The organism is Pseudomonas sp. FP198 (genome assembly GCF_030687895.1).
Taxonomy (GTDB): domain Bacteria; phylum Pseudomonadota; class Gammaproteobacteria; order Pseudomonadales; family Pseudomonadaceae; genus Aquipseudomonas.
Genome location: NZ_CP117452.1, coordinates 426,282 through 442,008 on the forward strand (window position 1 = coordinate 426,282; position 15,727 = coordinate 442,008).

The 15,727-nt window shown below is 62.3% G+C and carries 13 protein-coding genes, 2 pseudogenes and 1 riboswitch; of the genes and pseudogenes, 8 read left to right on the plus strand and 7 right to left on the minus strand.

The genetic code is table 11. The features are described from left to right. Positions 1-108: 108 nt before the first annotated feature. Positions 109-1,518, minus strand: coding sequence for an adenosylhomocysteinase (gene ahcY, locus PSH78_RS02060; RefSeq protein WP_305498222.1), 1,410 nt, complete (start codon positions 1,516-1,518; stop codon positions 109-111). 23 nt (positions 1,519-1,541) lie between these two features. Next, positions 1,542-1,648: riboswitch (S-adenosyl-L-homocysteine riboswitch) on the minus strand. 189 nt (positions 1,649-1,837) lie between these two features. Here ahcY and PSH78_RS02065 point away from each other — a divergent pair. Both PSH78_RS02065 and PSH78_RS02070 read left to right on the plus strand, forming a co-directional pair. Beyond that, a complete protein-coding gene (locus tag PSH78_RS02065) occupies positions 1,838-2,239 on the plus strand; it encodes an acyl-CoA thioesterase (RefSeq protein WP_305498224.1) in 402 nt (133 codons plus the stop codon). 187 nt (positions 2,240-2,426) lie between these two features. Next, positions 2,427-3,311: a formate/nitrite transporter family protein gene (locus tag PSH78_RS02070; RefSeq protein ID WP_305498226.1), complete on the plus strand. Its 885-nt coding sequence runs from the start codon at positions 2,427-2,429 to the stop codon at positions 3,309-3,311. On the opposite strand, the gene PSH78_RS02075 is transcribed toward PSH78_RS02070, so the two are convergent. Continuing rightward, positions 3,262-4,431, minus strand: coding sequence for an MFS transporter (locus PSH78_RS02075; RefSeq protein ID WP_305498227.1), 1,170 nt, complete (start codon positions 4,429-4,431; stop codon positions 3,262-3,264). The two genes, PSH78_RS02070 and PSH78_RS02075, sit on opposite strands and share 50 nt — an antisense overlap. Positions 4,432-4,565: 134 nt before the next feature. Between PSH78_RS02075 and PSH78_RS02080 the strand changes: the two are divergent. Beyond that, a pseudogene (locus tag PSH78_RS02080) lies at positions 4,566-4,646 on the plus strand (EamA family transporter); the annotation flags it as partial. 70 nt (positions 4,647-4,716) lie between these two features. Beyond that, the gene (locus tag PSH78_RS02085; protein ID WP_249877090.1) at positions 4,717-5,100 is read left to right on the plus strand and encodes an MAPEG family protein; all 384 of its coding nucleotides are present in this window, start codon (positions 4,717-4,719) and stop codon (positions 5,098-5,100) included. 135 nt (positions 5,101-5,235) lie between these two features. Here PSH78_RS02085 and PSH78_RS02090 read toward each other — a convergent pair whose 3' ends face one another. Continuing rightward, entirely contained in the window at positions 5,236-6,423 is a 1,188-nt protein-coding gene (locus tag PSH78_RS02090) for a murein transglycosylase A (protein ID WP_305498230.1), read from the minus strand. A gap of 121 nt (positions 6,424-6,544) precedes the next feature. Between PSH78_RS02090 and PSH78_RS02095 the strand changes: the two genes are divergently transcribed. Continuing rightward, positions 6,545-6,994: a cytochrome c gene (locus PSH78_RS02095; RefSeq protein WP_305498232.1), complete on the plus strand. Its 450-nt coding sequence runs from the start codon at positions 6,545-6,547 to the stop codon at positions 6,992-6,994. Positions 6,995-7,009: 15 nt separating this feature from the next. Here PSH78_RS02095 and PSH78_RS02100 read toward each other — a convergent pair whose 3' ends face one another. Beyond that, positions 7,010-7,405 (minus strand): DUF1090 domain-containing protein, encoded by a 396-nt coding sequence (locus PSH78_RS02100; protein WP_305498234.1) that lies wholly within the window; start codon positions 7,403-7,405, stop codon positions 7,010-7,012. A gap of 89 nt (positions 7,406-7,494) precedes the next feature. Then, positions 7,495-9,165 carry an NAD-dependent DNA ligase LigB gene (gene ligB, locus PSH78_RS02105; RefSeq protein WP_305498236.1) on the minus strand — a complete coding sequence of 557 codons (1,671 nt, stop codon included), beginning with the start codon at positions 9,163-9,165 and terminating at the stop codon, positions 7,495-7,497. Positions 9,166-9,371: 206 nt separating this feature from the next. Here ligB and PSH78_RS02110 point away from each other — a divergent pair, with 206 nt between their 5' ends. Then, positions 9,372-9,992 (plus strand): LysE family translocator, encoded by a 621-nt coding sequence (locus tag PSH78_RS02110; RefSeq protein WP_305498238.1) that lies wholly within the window; start codon positions 9,372-9,374, stop codon positions 9,990-9,992. A gap of 75 nt (positions 9,993-10,067) precedes the next feature. Here PSH78_RS02110 and metK read toward each other — a convergent pair whose 3' ends face one another. Then, positions 10,068-11,258, minus strand: coding sequence for a methionine adenosyltransferase (gene metK, locus PSH78_RS02115; protein ID WP_030137860.1), 1,191 nt, complete (start codon positions 11,256-11,258; stop codon positions 10,068-10,070). Between the two features lie 19 nt (positions 11,259-11,277). Beyond that, entirely contained in the window at positions 11,278-12,273 is a 996-nt protein-coding gene (locus PSH78_RS02120; protein WP_305498239.1) for a metalloregulator ArsR/SmtB family transcription factor, read from the minus strand. Between the two features lie 254 nt (positions 12,274-12,527). Here PSH78_RS02120 and tkt point away from each other — a divergent pair, with 254 nt between their 5' ends. After that, positions 12,528-14,525 carry a transketolase gene (tkt, locus tag PSH78_RS02125; RefSeq protein ID WP_305498240.1) on the plus strand — a complete coding sequence of 666 codons (1,998 nt, stop codon included), beginning with the start codon at positions 12,528-12,530 and terminating at the stop codon, positions 14,523-14,525. Positions 14,526-14,673: 148 nt separating this feature from the next. Beyond that, positions 14,674-15,727, plus strand: a pseudogene (gene epd / locus PSH78_RS02130) (erythrose-4-phosphate dehydrogenase).

Here is a 15,727-nt window from a genome sequence, read left to right on the forward strand (position 1 = left end):
TTGCTCGCGATTGGCATCGCCTCGGTCTGGCAGCTGGCCGAGGTGTCTGCATCGCGAGCAGGCTCGCTCGCACAAAGGAACCGGCTCCCGCAGGGGGAGCCGCGCCGATCAGTAGCGGTAGGCGTGCGGCTTGAACGGGCCTTCGACGGTCACGCCGATGTAGTCAGCCTGTTGCTTGGTCAGCTTGGTGACCACGCCGCCGAAACCGCGGACCATTTCCAGGGCCACTTCTTCGTCGAGCTTCTTCGGCAATACTTCCACGGTCAGGCGTTCGGCTTTCTGCGCCGGTGGCAGGTCGGCGTATTTCTGGCCGAACAGGAAGATCTGGGCCAGGACCTGGTTGGCGAACGAGCCGTCCATGATGCGGCTCGGGTGACCGGTGGCGTTGCCCAGGTTCACCAGGCGGCCTTCGGCCAGCAGGATCAGGTAGTCATCGTTCTGCGGGTCGAAGCTGCCAGTACCGGTGCGGTGAACCTTGTGCACCTGTGGTTTCACTTCTTCCCACGCCCAGTTCTTGCGCATGAAAGCGGTGTCGATTTCATTGTCGAAGTGACCGATGTTGCAGACCACGGCGCGCTTCTTCAGGGCCTTGAGCATGTTGGCGTCGCAGACGTTGACGTTGCCGGTGGTGGTCACGATCAGGTCGATCTTGCCCAGCAGTGCCTTGTCGACGCTGGCTTCTGTGCCGTCGTTGTTGCCGTCGATGAACGGCGAAACCAGTTCGAAACCGTCCATGCAGGCCTGCATGGCGCAGATCGGGTCGACTTCGGACACCTTGACGATCATGCCTTCCTGGCGCAGGGACTGGGCCGAACCCTTGCCCACGTCACCGTAGCCGATCACCAGGGCCTGCTTGCCGGACAGCAAGTGGTCGGTGCCGCGCTTGATGGCGTCGTTGAGGCTGTGACGGCAGCCGTACTTGTTGTCGTTCTTGCTCTTGGTCACCGAGTCGTTGACGTTGATGGCCGGGATCTTCAGCTCGCCCTTGGCCAGCATGTCCAGCAGACGGTGGACGCCGGTGGTGGTTTCTTCGGTCACGCCGTGGACCTTGTCCAGCACGGCCGGGTATTTCTTGTGCAGCAGCTCGGTCAGGTCGCCGCCGTCGTCGAGGATCATGTTGGTGTCCCATGGCTGGCCATCCTTGAGGATGGTCTGCTCCAGGCACCACTCGTACTCTTGCTCGGTCTCGCCTTTCCAGGCGAAAACCGGGATGCCGGCAGCGGCGATGGCGGCAGCGGCCTGATCCTGGGTCGAGAAAATGTTGCAGGACGACCAGCGCACTTCGGCACCCAGGGCAACCAGGGTTTCGATCAGCACGGCGGTCTGGATGGTCATGTGGATGCAGCCGAGGATTTTTGCGCCCTTCAATGGCTGCTCGCCAGAGTATTTGCGGCGCAGGCCCATCAGGGCTGGCATTTCGGATTCGGCGATGATGATTTCGCGACGGCCCCAGGCAGCCAGGGACATGTCGGCGACTTTGTAGTCGGTAAAAGCTGCAGGCGTGATAACAGCGCTCATGAAGAGCCTCCATTCGTAATGTATGCGAATGGGCGCCGTTGTGCGTTTAGTGCCAGTGCGGGTAACCCCGTATCAGCAACGCCCCATCCGAGCCTGACAGGTCGAGCCTGCTGCAGCGCCCCTCGGACAGGTGGCGGGAACGACCCAAAGCGTGGGCCGGTGAAACGGGGGCGATTATAACGGGCCAAGCGGATCTTCCAAAGGGTTTCTGTCGGCAAATCAAAAATGCCGATGATCGTCATAGGGGCGGCGACGTAGAGCCTGCCCGCCGGGTCTGCCATGATGCGGGCATTCATCGGCCAGACGCTCAGGAGTGAACATGAATTTCCACACCCGCAAATGGGTCAAGCCCGAAGACCTCAACCCCAACGGCACGCTGTTCGGTGGCAGCCTGCTGCGCTGGATCGACGAAGAGGCGGCGATCTATGCCATCGTCCAGCTCGGTAACCAGCGCGTGGTCACCAAATACATCTCCGAAATCAACTTTGTCAGCGCCTCGCGCCAGGGCGACATCATCGAACTGGGCATCACCGCCACCGAGTTCGGCCGCACGTCCATCACCCTGACCTGCGAGGTGCGCAACAAGATCACTCGCAAGAGCATCCTGACGGTGGAAAAGATGGTTTTCGTCAATCTCGGCGAAGACGGCTTGCCCGCGCCCCATGGCCGGACCGAGATCAAGTACGTCAAGGATCAGTTCCAGGACGATGCCGTCGAATAGGGTCGGCGTTGTGTTCTTCGCGAGCAGGCTCGCTCCCACATTGGATTAGACCTCCCCGCCGGATCCTCTGTGGGAGCGAGCCTGCTCGCGAAGGCGGCATTACCGGCGCCGGTCATTTCCTGGCACCACTGAACAGCTCCGAGCGCCGCGTGTCGTAGGTACATCACGCCACCGGTTCAGGAGCTGTATGGACACTCATAAAGACGGCAAGACCCCTGACCTCTCGGCAGAGGAGCAGCACGAGGTCGACCGCAACCAGCCGCCACGGGCGGCGGTCTTGCATGAAATCATACGTACCCAGGGTGATCAGGAGCTGGAGCGCAGTGTCGCCGCCCTGTGGTGGTCGGCCTTGGCGGCAGGTTTGACGATGGGTTTGTCGCTGATGGCGATGGGGCTGCTCAACTCCCGGTTGCCGGACCATGAAGGCTTCAAGGTCATCGCCAGTTTTGGCTATTGCGCCGGCTTCCTGGCAGTGATCCTCGCGCGGCAGCAGTTGTTTACCGAAAACACCCTGACGGCGGTGCTGCCGATCATGAGCAAACCCACGCTGGGCAACTTCGGCCGGTTGTTCCGGTTATGGGGCGTGGTGCTGGTGGGCAACCTGTGCGGCACCTTGCTGGTGGCCTATGTGATGCTGCACCTGCCGATCTTTGACCGGCGCACCGACCTGGCCTTTCTGGAGATTGGCCGCAAGGTGATGGAGAACGACGCCGGTCAGATGTTCGCCAAAGGCATCATTTCCGGCTGGATGATCGCAACCATGGTATGGATGATCCCCTCCATGGAGAACGCCAAGATGTGGATCATTGTCCTCATCACCTACCTCATGGCGCTCGGGGATTTCACCCACATCGTCGTGGGATCGGCCGAGGTGTCTTACCTGGTGTTTGCCGGGCAGCTGTCGTGGGAGGACTTCTGGATGGTGTTCGCCGCGCCGACCCTGGCGGGAAACATCATCGGCGGCAGCTTCATCTTTGCTCTGATCAGCCACGCCCAGGTGCGCAGCGAAACCAATACGCCCCTCAGTCGGCAAGGTCTGCCGCCGCGCCGACGTGACGTTGCCGATAAATGAAGTAAAGCGCGGTCAGTACGGTGAGTCCGCCGACCAGGGCGCCGGTCCACGGCAAATCGGCGAGGTCGGCGCCGCTGGCGACCACCAGGCCGCCGATCCAGGCGCCGGCCGCGTTGCCCAGGTTGAAGGCGCTCTGGTTCAGGGTCGAGCCCAGGTTGGGGGCTTCGTGGGCCTGGTCGATGATCAGCAATTGCAGGATCGGGCACAGGGCGAACGCAAAGACGCCCCACAACACCAGGGTGATCGCCGCCGGAATCACCGATTGGCTGGTCTGACTGAACGCGGCGAGCACCAGCACCACGGCCAGCGCCATGCCCACCAGGGACGGCAACAGGCGCCGGTCGGCCAGGCGCCCGCCAAGGAAACTGCCCGCCGTCAGGCCCACGCCGAATAACAACAGCATGATGGTGATGCCGTGGGGACTCACGCCAGTGATGTCCTGCAGGATCGGTGCGATGTAGGTGAATACGCTGAACAGGCTGGTCGAGGCCAGCACACTCATACCCAGCGCCAGCAGCACGTTGGCCTTGCCCAGTACCTTGAACTCGCTGGCGAGGTTGGCCTTGTCCATGGGGATTTCCTTGGGCAACCACACCCATTGGGCGATGGCAGCAATGACGCCGATGACCGCTACCGCCCAGAACGTCGACCGCCAGCCGGCGTATTGACCCAAGGCTGTACCCAGTGGCACGCCCAGCACATTTGCCAGGGTCAGGCCGGTGAACATCATTGCAATCGCCTGGGCCCGTTTGTTCGGTGCTACCAGCCCGGCGGCCACCACCGACCCGATGCCGAAAAAGGCCCCGTGACAGAGCGCGGTAATGACCCGGGCAGCCATCAGCGTGACGTAGTTCGGCGCGAGGGCGCAGAGCACGTTGCCGAGAATGAACATCAGCGTCATGCCCAGCAGCGTGGCCTTGCGCGGCATGTTCGCGGTGCCGATCGCCAGGATCGGTGCGCCGAATACCACCCCCAGCGCATAGCCGGTAATCAGCAGCCCGGCGTGGGGAATGCTCACGGCCAGGTCACGGGCGACATCGGGCAACAGCCCCATGATGACGAATTCAGTCGTGCCGATGCCGAAAGCGGCGACGGCCAAAGCAAGCAAGGCAAGTGGCATGCGCAAGGTCTCTGTCTGTAGTCTTGACGCTCTGATCAGGCATACGCATGCCGATGCCTTGGTTCGAATGAACGGGCAGCAGCAGAATTATTGGAATTGATCTATGCGCAACTGAGTGCGGCGTGGTCGGGTGCAGTATAACGGTGGTGGTGCTTTTCGGCATGCGCTACCTGAAAGAACCTTTCGGCCGGCCGCGACTCTTAGCCTGCGGGCTGGCATGCTGTGATGAAGCTCTAGCGGTGCTTGACGCTCGATTCTCGATAAAACTCAATAAGGAAATGCGGTATGACGGTAGCCCTGTGGTGCGTTTTGATTGCTTTTATCCTGCCTTACCTGTGTATCGGCATCGCCAAGGCCGGCGGCAGATACAGACTGCAGGATAACCACGACCCCCGGGATTTTCTCGACTCGCTCGAGGGCGCTCCCCGCCGTGCCTACGCCGCGCAATTGAACAGTTTTGAAATCGCCCCGTTTTTTGCCGCCGCCGTGATCGTCGCGCATCTGGCCGGCAATGCCGAACTGGTCACCATCAATGTGCTGGCGGTGCTGTTCATCACCAGCCGCCTGCTCTACATCATTTGCTACCTGGCGGACTGGGCGATCCTGCGTTCGCTGGTGTGGTTCGTGGGGGTAGGGTTGGTACTGAGTTTCTTCTTTGTTTCGGTCTGAGGCTGTTTGTTGAATATTTGATATTTGTGCGGGCCTCTTCGCGAGCAGGCTCGCTCCTACAATGGATCTCAGTGAATCCGGATCCCATGTGGGAGCGAGCTTGCTCGCGAAGGGATTGCACTGTCAGCTCATTCCTCAAGGATTGGCGCTGACCGCATTCGCCACCTGTGGCACTTGCGGCAGTGCCATGCCCTTGGGCCACAACATCCAGATCTGACCTTGCTGTTTCATGTCCCCGGCCAGTTGCCCGGCCGCGTCCCCGGTGCCCCAGAACAGATCCGCCCGCACTTCACCAGAGATCGCACCCCCTGTGTCCTGGGCGGCGACGGGACGGTTCAGGGCGCTGCCATCGGGGCGAGTCGTCGACAGCCACAGCAGGCTGCCCAACGGAATCACCTTGCGGTCCACCGCCACGCTGTAGCCGGCGGTAAGCGGTACATTCAGCGAGCCTCGCGGGCCTTCGTTGCTGTCGGGGTTGCGGTTGAAAAACACATAACTGGGGTTGCTGCCCAGCAACTCGGGGATTCGCTCCGGATGGGCCTTGGCCCAGGCACTTATGGTGCCCATGGTCACGTCTTCTTTTTTCAGCTCGCCCTGTTCCACCAGCCAGCGGCCGATGGGCCGGTAGGGGTGGCCATTCTGGTCGGCATAACCGATGCGCAACTGGCGGCCGTCATCGAGCCGGATGCGTCCCGAACCCTGAATCTGCAGGAATTGCAGGTTCATCGGGTCGGTGAGCCAGGCGATGACCGGCGCTTTCACGCCGTTGGCCTCGATGGTGCTGGCATCGTCGTAGGGTTTCAGCACGCGGCCTTCGAGACGCCCGCGCAGACGCTTGCCCTTGAGCTCCGGGTAGAGGCTGTCCAGCGCCACGACGATCATGTCTTCAGGCACACCGTAGACCGGGATGTTCGCCGTCGCGGTCTGCGTGAGGCTGCCGGGATAGACCGGCTCGTAGTAACCGGTAATCAGGCCGTTGGGGCTGTTGTCGCCCGAGCGCAAGCCATAGACGTCGAGGTTCTGTTTCAGGAAGCTGCGTACCGCCGCGGCGGTTTGCGGCACATTGGCCGCCGCCGCGCAGGTCGGCCCCCAGGCCGCATCGGCCTTGAGGCGGGTGCAGGCGCTGCGCCAGGCGCCAAAGCCGGCCAGCAGGTCTTCATCGGCTACCGACGGCAATGCCTCCCAGGGCGCGCTGACGTAAGTGGCGAGGGCATGAGTCTGGGGCTCCTCGACCTTTTCGCCGCGGTTGCAGCCGGCCAGCAGTGCAATCAGCGGTAAGGTCAACGCCAGGCCCTTGCGCCAGGACTTGAAGCGGCTGTTCATGATATTTCCTTTGCGGTCGTCCAGGCGCTGTCATGCGCCTGGCACCCGTATTGTTGATAGGCCATTGGTGTTTTCCGACGACCCGGGGATACTAGCGGTCGTTTTCTGTCCAGAGGCCAAAATGTTTGTAAGACGATTTTCCATGGCAGTGCTGGCCTGCCTGATGCTGTCCGCCTGTGGTGGTGTCGATCCCAACTCACCACTGGGCCAGCGCAAGACGATTTTCAAGCAGATGCTCAAGACCAACGAAGAGTTGGGTGGCATGTTGCGTGGTCGTGTACCGTTCGATGGCGCGCGTTTCGCCGAAGGCGCGGTGCGACTGGATCAACTTTCCCATGAACCGTGGAAACATTTTCCGCAGGTGCGTGAGCAGGATCACACCAGCGCCCGGGACGAAGTCTGGCAGAAGCAGGCGCGTTTCCAGGAACTGGCCCGCAGTCTCGAAGCGGCCACCGCCGAATTGGTGATCGCCAGTCGGGTCCAGCCCTACCGGGCCAGTAACCTGGGGCCGGCGGTGCAGAAGGTCGAGGATGCGTGCAGTGCCTGTCATAAGGAATTCCGGGACTATTGAAATCCAGCCCGGTGCTTATTTATCCAGCTCGTCCACCGCTTCCTGCAGCTCCTTGCGGGATGCCGCCAGCTTGTCCTTGCGCTTGTTGATTCTCTCCGCGTCGCCTTTTTTCATGGCCTTTTCCAGGTCGGCCTGACGGCGACTGACTTCATGCTTGGCCTCCAGCACCTTGTTTTCACGCTCCTTGCGCAGCGAAGCATCGGTGCAGTGGGTGGTGACTTCGGCCAAGGCTGTTTCCAGCCCGGCCTGTTGGTCCTGATTGCCTCGGGACTTGGCCAGTTCGATCTGGTTGATGATGCCCTGGCGCTTGGCTGCACAACCGGTCAGTTCCGGGGTCTGTTCATCCGCCATCAAGGGGGCGGCCATGGCACCGCATAAGGCCAGCAGGGCAACGGGGTACAGGAAATTCATAGCAACTCCGTATAAAAACTCACGAGCGGTCGGGACAGATGCGCAGTTGGAGCGCCTCCCGTCTCTTGGGTTCAACCGCACGGGCCGGGCTAGAAGCCATCGACCCCTGCGGTGCGTAATGTTTCACTCAAGGCCAGTACCTGCGGGTCGCGAAAAAAAGCGCTCAGCTGCGCGGCGCGTCCCGGCCCGATACCCGTTTCGGCTTGCCATTGTTCAGTGTCGCGTTCGGCCAGGACCTCCCAGCGCTCCTCGAGCCTTGCCCCTCCGGTGGGTGGCACGCCAAGCGCCTTGAGCCATTGACGGAAGGGGCGCTGCCGGGCGCTGTCCAGGCTGGCGAGCAGACGCGCGCTGTTGCGTTCGCCGAAACCGGCAATGTTAGCAAGCTCGGCGGCATCGAGGGTCAACCAATCCAGCAATCCGTCGAGCTGGCCGGCGGCCAGCAGTTGCTCCCAGGTGCCGGGGCCAACATGGGGCAGCGCGAGCCCGTGCTTGCCGCTGAGCCAGTTCAGGCGCGCGAGGAACTGGCTTTCACAGCCAGGCGTCGGTTGCCAGCAGCTCAAGAAGTGATAATCGGCAGCGACGGGGATGTCGAGGCTCCGGCGCTCGACACTGCGCAGTACGACACCGTCGAGCCGCGGAATGGTCAACCCGGCCAAGCTGATGGCGACCTGATCGCCGGGGCGGATATCCATGCCTTCCCAGCGCTTGAGTGAGCTGACGCTTACCCGGCGAATCTGGCGGTCGTCGAGCATCACTGGCGCAAGCTCCAGCACCGGCGTGATGCGCCCGGTGCGGCCGATTTTGAAACGCACCTCGCGCACCTCGGCCAGCGCCTGGGCGTGTGGGTATTTCCAGGCCACGCTCCAGGAGGGCGCCCGGGCTCGCCAGCGGTCGGCGGGTGGGCGACGACTCTGGCGCAAGACGACCCCGTCGCTGGCGAACGGCAGCGGCGTGCGGTACCAGTGGTTGCGCCAGTGCTCTGCTTCGGCCAACGTCTGGATGGGCTGGCTATGAACGGTCGCATTGGCGAAACCCAGTTCGTGCAGTGCGGCAATCCGTTCCGTCAGGGTCACCGGCCCTTCCGGCCACTCCCACACGAACAGGCCGATGCCAGACGCCTGTTCCGCGCTCAGGTCCTTACGGACCATCAGTCCCGCCACGATTGATCGAGCGTTAAGGCTGCCGCTGACGGCCTGTACGTGATCGTCGAGCCGCCAGTAGAGCTCGCCCTGGACGAGCAGGTCCGCAGGTTCGCGCAACCGTTGGGGGATATCGCGGATCTTTCGTGCAGTGTTGGTCCAGTCATGTCCCAGGATGCCATCGCCGCGGCTGATCGCCTGGTGCAGGCGTCCACCGCGATAAACCAGGGTAACCGCTACGCCATCGACTTTTGGCTGGGCCCAGACGTCGTCGCGGCCGTCCAACCAGCTGCGCACGGCATCGGCATCCTTGAGTTTATCCAGGCCGGTATGAGCGATCGGGTGGAGGACTTTCCCGCCAGCGGAGCGCAAGGGCGTGCCCGGCGAGCCGAGGCCAAGGCAGTTGCGCCAATCTTCCAGTTGCGCCCGCGACTGATCGTAAAGCTCATCGGCCACTAGGGAGTGGCCGAGGCGGTGATAAGCGTCGTCCCAGTCATCGATCTGTTGCTGGAGGACCTCGGCCTGTGCCTGGGCGCCTTCGGTTGGCCCACTCGGGCAGGGAGCCGCGATGACGGGCATGGCCAGTAAAAAGCACATAAGTACGCGCAATAACGACAGCATCGAAGCATCCTTGCCAGGTGAGGTACTGGAAGGCTAGTCACTGTCGCGAAAGGCGCGAGGCCCAGTGCGTTACCGGGTTTTGCCAAGCACGATGGCGCAGCGGTGGCGGTACAGTCGGGAATGATTTGCCCGGGCAACTGTGCCTTGAACACGTCGGTGAGCGGTGCAGAATGGACACTCGATCCGCTCTGCCAGGAGTGCAACCGATGGACCTGACCACGCTCGCGGTCTTCATCCCGGCCTGCTTTGCGCTGAACATGGCGCCGGGCCCGAACAACCTGCTGTCGATCAGCAATGCCTCGCGCTATGGTTTCGTCCGCGCCTGCAGCGGTGGCATCGGCCGTCTGCTGGCATTTGCGATCATGATCGCCCTGGCGGCGGTGGGGCTGACGGCGGTGCTGCACACCTCGCAGCTGTTGTTCCTGGGCATCAAGCTCGTCGGTGCCGGTTATCTTTTTTATCTCGCTGTGCAGTTGTGGCGTGCGCAACCTGAAGCTGCCGGCGAGGCAGAGGCCAGTTCGATGAGCATGGCCAGCCTGGCGCGCCAGGAATTCCTCGTGGCGATCGGCAACCCGAAGGCAATCCTGCTTTTTACCGCTTTCCTGCCACAGTTCGTTGACCGCGCGGACACCGTCACCCAGCAGTTCGCGGTGCTGGGCGGGCTGTTCCTGGCGTTGGAATGCGTTGCCATTGGCTTGTATTGCTACATGGGTATTTATGCCCGGCGGCTGTTCGCCCGGCCGAGCGGCAGGCGGTTGTTCAACCGGATGTGCGCCGGGTTACTCGCCAGTGCAGCGTCGTTTTTGCTGGTGGCGCGGCGGACCTGAACATTGCTACAGCAGCAGGCGCAAAAAAGCCCCTGGCGACCGGGTCGCCAGGGGCTTTTTCAGTGCGGCGGGGTATTACAGGCCAGCAGCGGCGCGCAGGGCGTCGGCGCGGTCGGTCTTTTCCCAGGTGAAGGTGGTGAAGGTATCGTCACCCACCGTCTTGGTCTGCGGCGTGCGGCCGAAGTGGCCGTAGGCTGCGGTGTCCTGGTACATCGGGTGCAGCAGATCAAGCATGGTGGTGATCGCGTAAGGACGCAGGTCGAACACTTCACGGACCAGTTGGATGATCTTGTCATCGCCAATCTTGCCGGTGCCGAAGGTATTCAGCGAAATCGACGTAGGCTGGGCGACGCCAATGGCGTAGGACACCTGGATCTCGCAACGCTCGGCCAGGCCGGCGGCGACGATGTTCTTGGCCACATAACGACCGGCGTAGGCGGCCGAACGGTCAACCTTGGACGGGTCCTTGCCGGAGAACGCGCCGCCGCCATGACGGGCCATGCCGCCGTAGCTGTCGACGATGATCTTGCGACCGGTCAGGCCGCAGTCGCCTACCGGGCCGCCGATGATGAACTGGCCGGTCGGGTTGATGTGGAACTGGGTGTCCTTGGACAGCAGTTCGGCAGGCAGCACGTGCTTGACGATCAGCTCCATCACGCCTTCGCGCAGGTCTTTGTAGGAGACTTCCGGGTTGTGCTGGGTCGACAGCACGACGGCGTCGATGCCAACCACCTTGCCACCTTCGTAACGGCAGGTCACCTGGGACTTGGCGTCCGGGCGTAGCCAAGGCAGCAGGCCGGATTTGCGCGCTTCAGCCTGGCGCTGGACCAACTGGTGCGAAAAGGTGATCGGTGCCGGCATCAGCACGTCGGTTTCGTTGCTGGCGTAGCCGAACATCAGGCCTTGGTCGCCGGCACCCTGGTCTTCCGGCTTGGCGCGGTCAACGCCCTGGTTGATGTCCGGGGACTGCTTGCCAATGATGTTCATCACGCCGCAGGTCGCGCCGTCGAAGCCGACGTCGGAGCTGTTGTAGCCGATGCCCAGGATCACGTCGCGAACGATCTGCTCCAGGTCGACCCAGGCCGAGGTGGTGACTTCGCCGGCGATGATCGCCACGCCCGTTTTCACCAGAGTCTCGCACGCCACGCGGGCGAACTTGTCTTCAGCAATGATGGCGTCCAGCACCGCATCAGAAATCTGGTCGGCGATTTTGTCCGGATGCCCTTCAGACACGGACTCGGAGGTGAAAAGGGAGTATTCGCTCATCTCGATGTTTTCCTACAAGTTACCGATGGTGAGTGTCGCCAGCCGGTCGCTGAAAATGGCGAACCTGGATCTGGAAACCATTACGTAAGCCTACATAGAGGCTTTCCCCGGGCACGAGGCCCGCAGCGGTGGCCCAACGGGCCAGATCGTCCTGTTCAAACCCCAGCCAGAGATCACCGCAGGCCTCCTTGGCCCAACTCTGGTTGTGGCTGCATAACTCTGTCACCAACAGGCTACCGCCCGGTTGCAGCAGGTTGGCCATGTGCTTGAGTGCATCGGCCGGCGCGGCAAAATGGTGAAGCACCATGTTCAATACAACACAATCGACCTGCAGGCTCACGCCGTTGAGGGCATCGGCCAGTTGCAGGCGGACATTCGCCAGGGACTCACGTTCGCACACCTGGCGGGCCAGTTCGAGCATCGCCGGGCTGTTGTCCAGCGCGGTCACCTGGCTGAAGCGCCGCGCCAGTTCCGGCAGGAATGCACCGTCGCCGGGGCCGACTTCCAGCGCCGTGGCGGTGGGCTCGAAGCTCAGCTTGTCCAACAGCGCCACGACGCTGTCACGGTATTGCGGCAGTCCTGCGATCAGGTCCTGCTGGGCGCGAAATTTCTCTGCTACCCGGGCGAAAAAGTCCTGGCTGGCGGCGGCTCGTTGCCCGTGTACCTGGGCGATGCGGGCTTGCACGTCCAGCGGCAAGGCCAGTTCGTCCACCTCTTCGAGCAGCGCTGCGTGCAGCTTGCCGCCGAGCAGTTCGGTGTGGGGCAGGGCGCGGCGGTAGAAAATCGCGTTGCCTTCCCGGCGCGTCGCCACCAGGTCGGCCTGGGCGAGCACCTTCAGATGGTGGCTCATGCCGGATTGGCCGATGCCGAAGATTTGCGCCAGTTCCAGGACGCCGAACGAGTCGTTGGCCAGGGCGCGCAATACATTGAGCCGCAGCGGATCGCCGCCGGCCTTGCAAAGGGCCGCCAGCTCATCGCAATCGTCATGGCGAATGGAAGGCACGCGTAAATTCATGGGGGGCAGTCTAGTGACGGGTCTGGCGCATCGCAAGGGCAATATCAAAAAGTTTTGATATTGCTCGATAAATGGCACTTCCCGGGAGCAGCTTGACTCTACCCAGCAACAGCGGAAAGGTTTCACCTGGCCGATGCGGCTTTATCCAGCGCAAATATCGCCTTTGGACGAGTATCTGATTGCCCCGAGGCGGGTGGGTGAGGGAAAATGCTCGCCTTTTTCAGTTTCGTTATTCAAAACCCAGGAGATCAGCGATGCCCAGCCGTCGTGAGCGTGCCAATGCCATTCGTGCCCTCAGCATGGATGCCGTGCAGAAAGCCAACAGCGGCCATCCCGGTGCCCCCATGGGTATGGCGGATATCGCCGAGGTGCTTTGGCGCGACTACCTCAAGCACAACCCGAGCAACCCATCGTTTGCCGACCGCGACCGCTTCGTGCTGTCCAACGGCCACGGCTCGATGTTGATCTACTCGCTGCTGCACCTGACCGGCTATGACCTGTCGATCGATGACCTGAAGAATTTCCGCCAGCTGCACAGCCGCACCCCGGGCCACCCGGAATACGGCTATACCCCGGGCGTAGAAACCACCACCGGTCCGTTGGGCCAGGGCCTGGCCAACGCCGTGGGCTTCGCTTTGGCGGAAAAAGTCCTGGCGGCGCAGTTCAACCGTCCGGGCCACGACATCGTCGATCACCACACCTACGTGTTCCTGGGTGATGGCTGCATGATGGAAGGCATTTCCCACGAAGTCGCTTCTTTGGCCGGTACCCTGGGCCTGGACAAGCTGATCGCCTTCTACGATGACAACGGCATTTCCATCGACGGCGAAGTCGAAGGCTGGTTCACCGACGACACCCCCAAGCGCTTCGAAGCCTACAACTGGCTGGTGATTCGCAACGTCGACGGTCACGACCCGGAAGAAATCAAGATCGCCATCGAGACTGCGCGCAAGAGCGCCCAGCCGACACTGATCTGCTGCAAGACCACCATCGGTTTCGGCTCACCAAACAAGCAGGGCAAGGAAGACTGCCACGGCGCGCCACTGGGCGCCGAGGAAATCGCCCTGACCCGCGCTGCGCTGAAATGGGAACATGGCCCGTTCGAAATCCCGGCCGATATTTATGCCGAATGGGACGCCAAGGACAAAGGTCGCGCGGCCGAAGCCGAGTGGGACCAGCGTTTTGCCGCCTACTCCGCCGAATTCCCTGAGCTGGCCAACGAACTGGTACGTCGCCTCAGCGGCGAGCTGCCGGCCGATTTCGCCGAGAAAGCTTCTGCCTACATCGCCGAAGTCGCGGCCAAGGGCGAAACCATCGCCAGCCGCAAGGCCAGCCAGAACACCCTGAACGCCTTCGGTCCTCTGCTGCCGGAGCTGCTGGGCGGTTCGGCCGACCTGGCCGGTTCCAACCTGACCCTGTGGAAAGGCTGCAAGGGCGTAACCGCCGAAGACGCCAGCGGCAACTACATGTACTACGGCGTTCGTGAGTTCGGCATGAGCGCGATCATGAACGGCGTTGCCCTGCACGGCGGCCTGGTGCCTTACGGCGCGACCTTCCTGATGTTCATGGAATACGCCCGCAACGCCGTGCGCATGTCGGCGCTGATGAAAAAACGCATCCTGTATGTGTTCACCCACGACTCCATCGGCCTGGGCGAAGACGGCCCGACTCACCAGCCGATCGAGCAACTGGCGAGCCTGCGCTGCACGCCGAACCTGGACACCTGGCGCCCATGCGACGCCGTGGAGTCCGCTGTGGCCTGGAAACACGCCATCGAGCGCAACGACGGCCCATCGGCGCTGATCTTCTCGCGCCAGAACCTGCAACACCAGGAGCGCGATGCCGGCCAGATCGGCGACATCAGCCGTGGCGGCTACGTGCTCAAGGACTGCATCGGCGAGCCTGAGCTGATCCTGATCGCCACCGGTTCGGAAGTCGGCCTGGCCGTCCAGGCCTACGACAAGCTGACCGGGCAGGGCCGCAACGTGCGCGTGGTGTCCATGCCTTGCACCAGCGTGTTCGATGCCCAGGATGCGGGCTACAAGCAAGCGGTGTTGCCGTTGCAAGTCAGCGCGCGCATTGCCATCGAAGCCGCTCACGCCGATTACTGGTACAAGTACGTGGGCCTGGAAGGCCGCGTGATCGGCATGACCACCTACGGTGAGTCGGCGCCTGCGTCGGCGCTGTTCGAGGAATTCGGCTTCACCCTGGAGAACATCCTGGGGCAGGCTGAAGAGCTGCTGGAAGACTGATCTGTAAAAGGTTGTCTCTGCTGACGCCATCGCGAGCGAGCTCGCTCCCACAAGGATCTCCACTGACCCTGTGGGAGCGAGCTTGCTCGCGATAGCGGTGGTGCAGGCAATGCTGGTCTTAACGGATTCACCCGATCAGAGAACCCCCATGCCCCAACCGCGTCCCTACAAAGTTGCACTCAACGGCTACGGCCGCATTGGTCGTTGCGTCTTGCGTGCGTTGTTCGAGCGAGGGGCAAAGGCCGGGTTCGAGATTGTGGCCATCAACGATCTGGCCGACATGGCCAGCATTGAATACCTGACACGCTTTGACTCCACCCACGGCCGGTTTCCCGGCGAAGTGCGGGTCGAGGGCGATTGTCTGTACATTAATGGCGACTGCGTGAAGATCCTGCGCAGCGCCACGCCCGAAGGCATCGATTGGGCGTCCCTGAACGTTCTGGTGCTTGAATGCTCCGGTGCCTATAACACTCGCGACGATGGCCAGCGCTTCATCGCTGCCGGCGCGCCACGGGTGCTGTTCTCCCAACCGATGGCCAGCGAGGCCGACGTTGACGCCACCATCGTCTACGGGGTGAACCCAGGACTGCCTGACCGGCGAGGAGCTGCTGGTGTCCAACGCGTCCTGCACCACCAACTGCGGCGTGCCGCTGTTGCGCCTGCTGGACCAGGCTATCGGCCTGGAATACGTGTCGATCACCACCATCCACTCGGCGATGAACGATCAGCCGGTGATTGACGCCTATCACCACGAGGATTTGCGCCGTACCCGTTCGGCCTTCCAGTCGGTGATTCCGGTGTCCACTGGTCTGGCGCGCGGCATTGAACGGCTGTTGCCGGAACTTGCCGGGCGAATTCAGGCCAAAGCCGTGCGGGTGCCGACGGTCAACGTGTCCTGCCTCGACATCACGATGCAGACCGTGAGCGATACCGACGCCACCGAGGTCAACCGGATCCTGCGCGAAGCCGCCACCAGCGGCCCGCTCAAAGGCCTCCTGGCCTACACCGAGTTGCCTCACGCCAGTTGTGATTTCAACCACGACCCACATTCGGCCATCGTCGATGCCAGCCAGACCCGCGTTTCCGGGCCCAGGCTTGTGAACATCCTGGCCTGGTTCGACAACGAATGGGGTTTTGCCAATCGTATGCTGGACGTTGCCGAGCATTACCTGCAAACCGCTTCCAATAAACCTGCTCTCTAA

Bases quoted from the DNA above. Each gene is read 5' to 3' on its own strand.
- PSH78_RS02085 (WP_249877090.1), top strand. From the start codon at position 4,717: ATGACGGTAGCCCTGTGGTGCGTTTTGATTGCTTTTATCCTGCCTTAC.
- PSH78_RS02070 (WP_305498226.1), top strand. From the start codon at position 2,427: ATGGACACTCATAAAGACGGCAAGACCCCTGACCTCTCGGCAGAGGAG.
- PSH78_RS02090 (WP_305498230.1), bottom strand. From the start codon at position 6,423: ATGAACAGCCGCTTCAAGTCCTGGCGCAAGGGCCTGGCGTTGACCTTA.
- PSH78_RS02100 (WP_305498234.1), bottom strand. From the start codon at position 7,405: ATGAATTTCCTGTACCCCGTTGCCCTGCTGGCCTTATGCGGTGCCATG.
- PSH78_RS02095 (WP_305498232.1), top strand. From the start codon at position 6,545: ATGTTTGTAAGACGATTTTCCATGGCAGTGCTGGCCTGCCTGATGCTG.
- PSH78_RS02110 (WP_305498238.1), top strand. From the start codon at position 9,372: ATGGACCTGACCACGCTCGCGGTCTTCATCCCGGCCTGCTTTGCGCTG.
- PSH78_RS02120 (WP_305498239.1), bottom strand. From the start codon at position 12,273: ATGAATTTACGCGTGCCTTCCATTCGCCATGACGATTGCGATGAGCTG.
- ahcY (WP_305498222.1), bottom strand. From the start codon at position 1,518: ATGAGCGCTGTTATCACGCCTGCAGCTTTTACCGACTACAAAGTCGCC.
- tkt (WP_305498240.1), top strand. From the start codon at position 12,528: ATGCCCAGCCGTCGTGAGCGTGCCAATGCCATTCGTGCCCTCAGCATG.
- PSH78_RS02065 (WP_305498224.1), top strand. From the start codon at position 1,838: ATGAATTTCCACACCCGCAAATGGGTCAAGCCCGAAGACCTCAACCCC.
- PSH78_RS02075 (WP_305498227.1), bottom strand. From the start codon at position 4,431: ATGCCACTTGCCTTGCTTGCTTTGGCCGTCGCCGCTTTCGGCATCGGC.
- ligB (WP_305498236.1), bottom strand. From the start codon at position 9,165: ATGCTGTCGTTATTGCGCGTACTTATGTGCTTTTTACTGGCCATGCCC.
- metK (WP_030137860.1), bottom strand. From the start codon at position 11,258: ATGAGCGAATACTCCCTTTTCACCTCCGAGTCCGTGTCTGAAGGGCAT.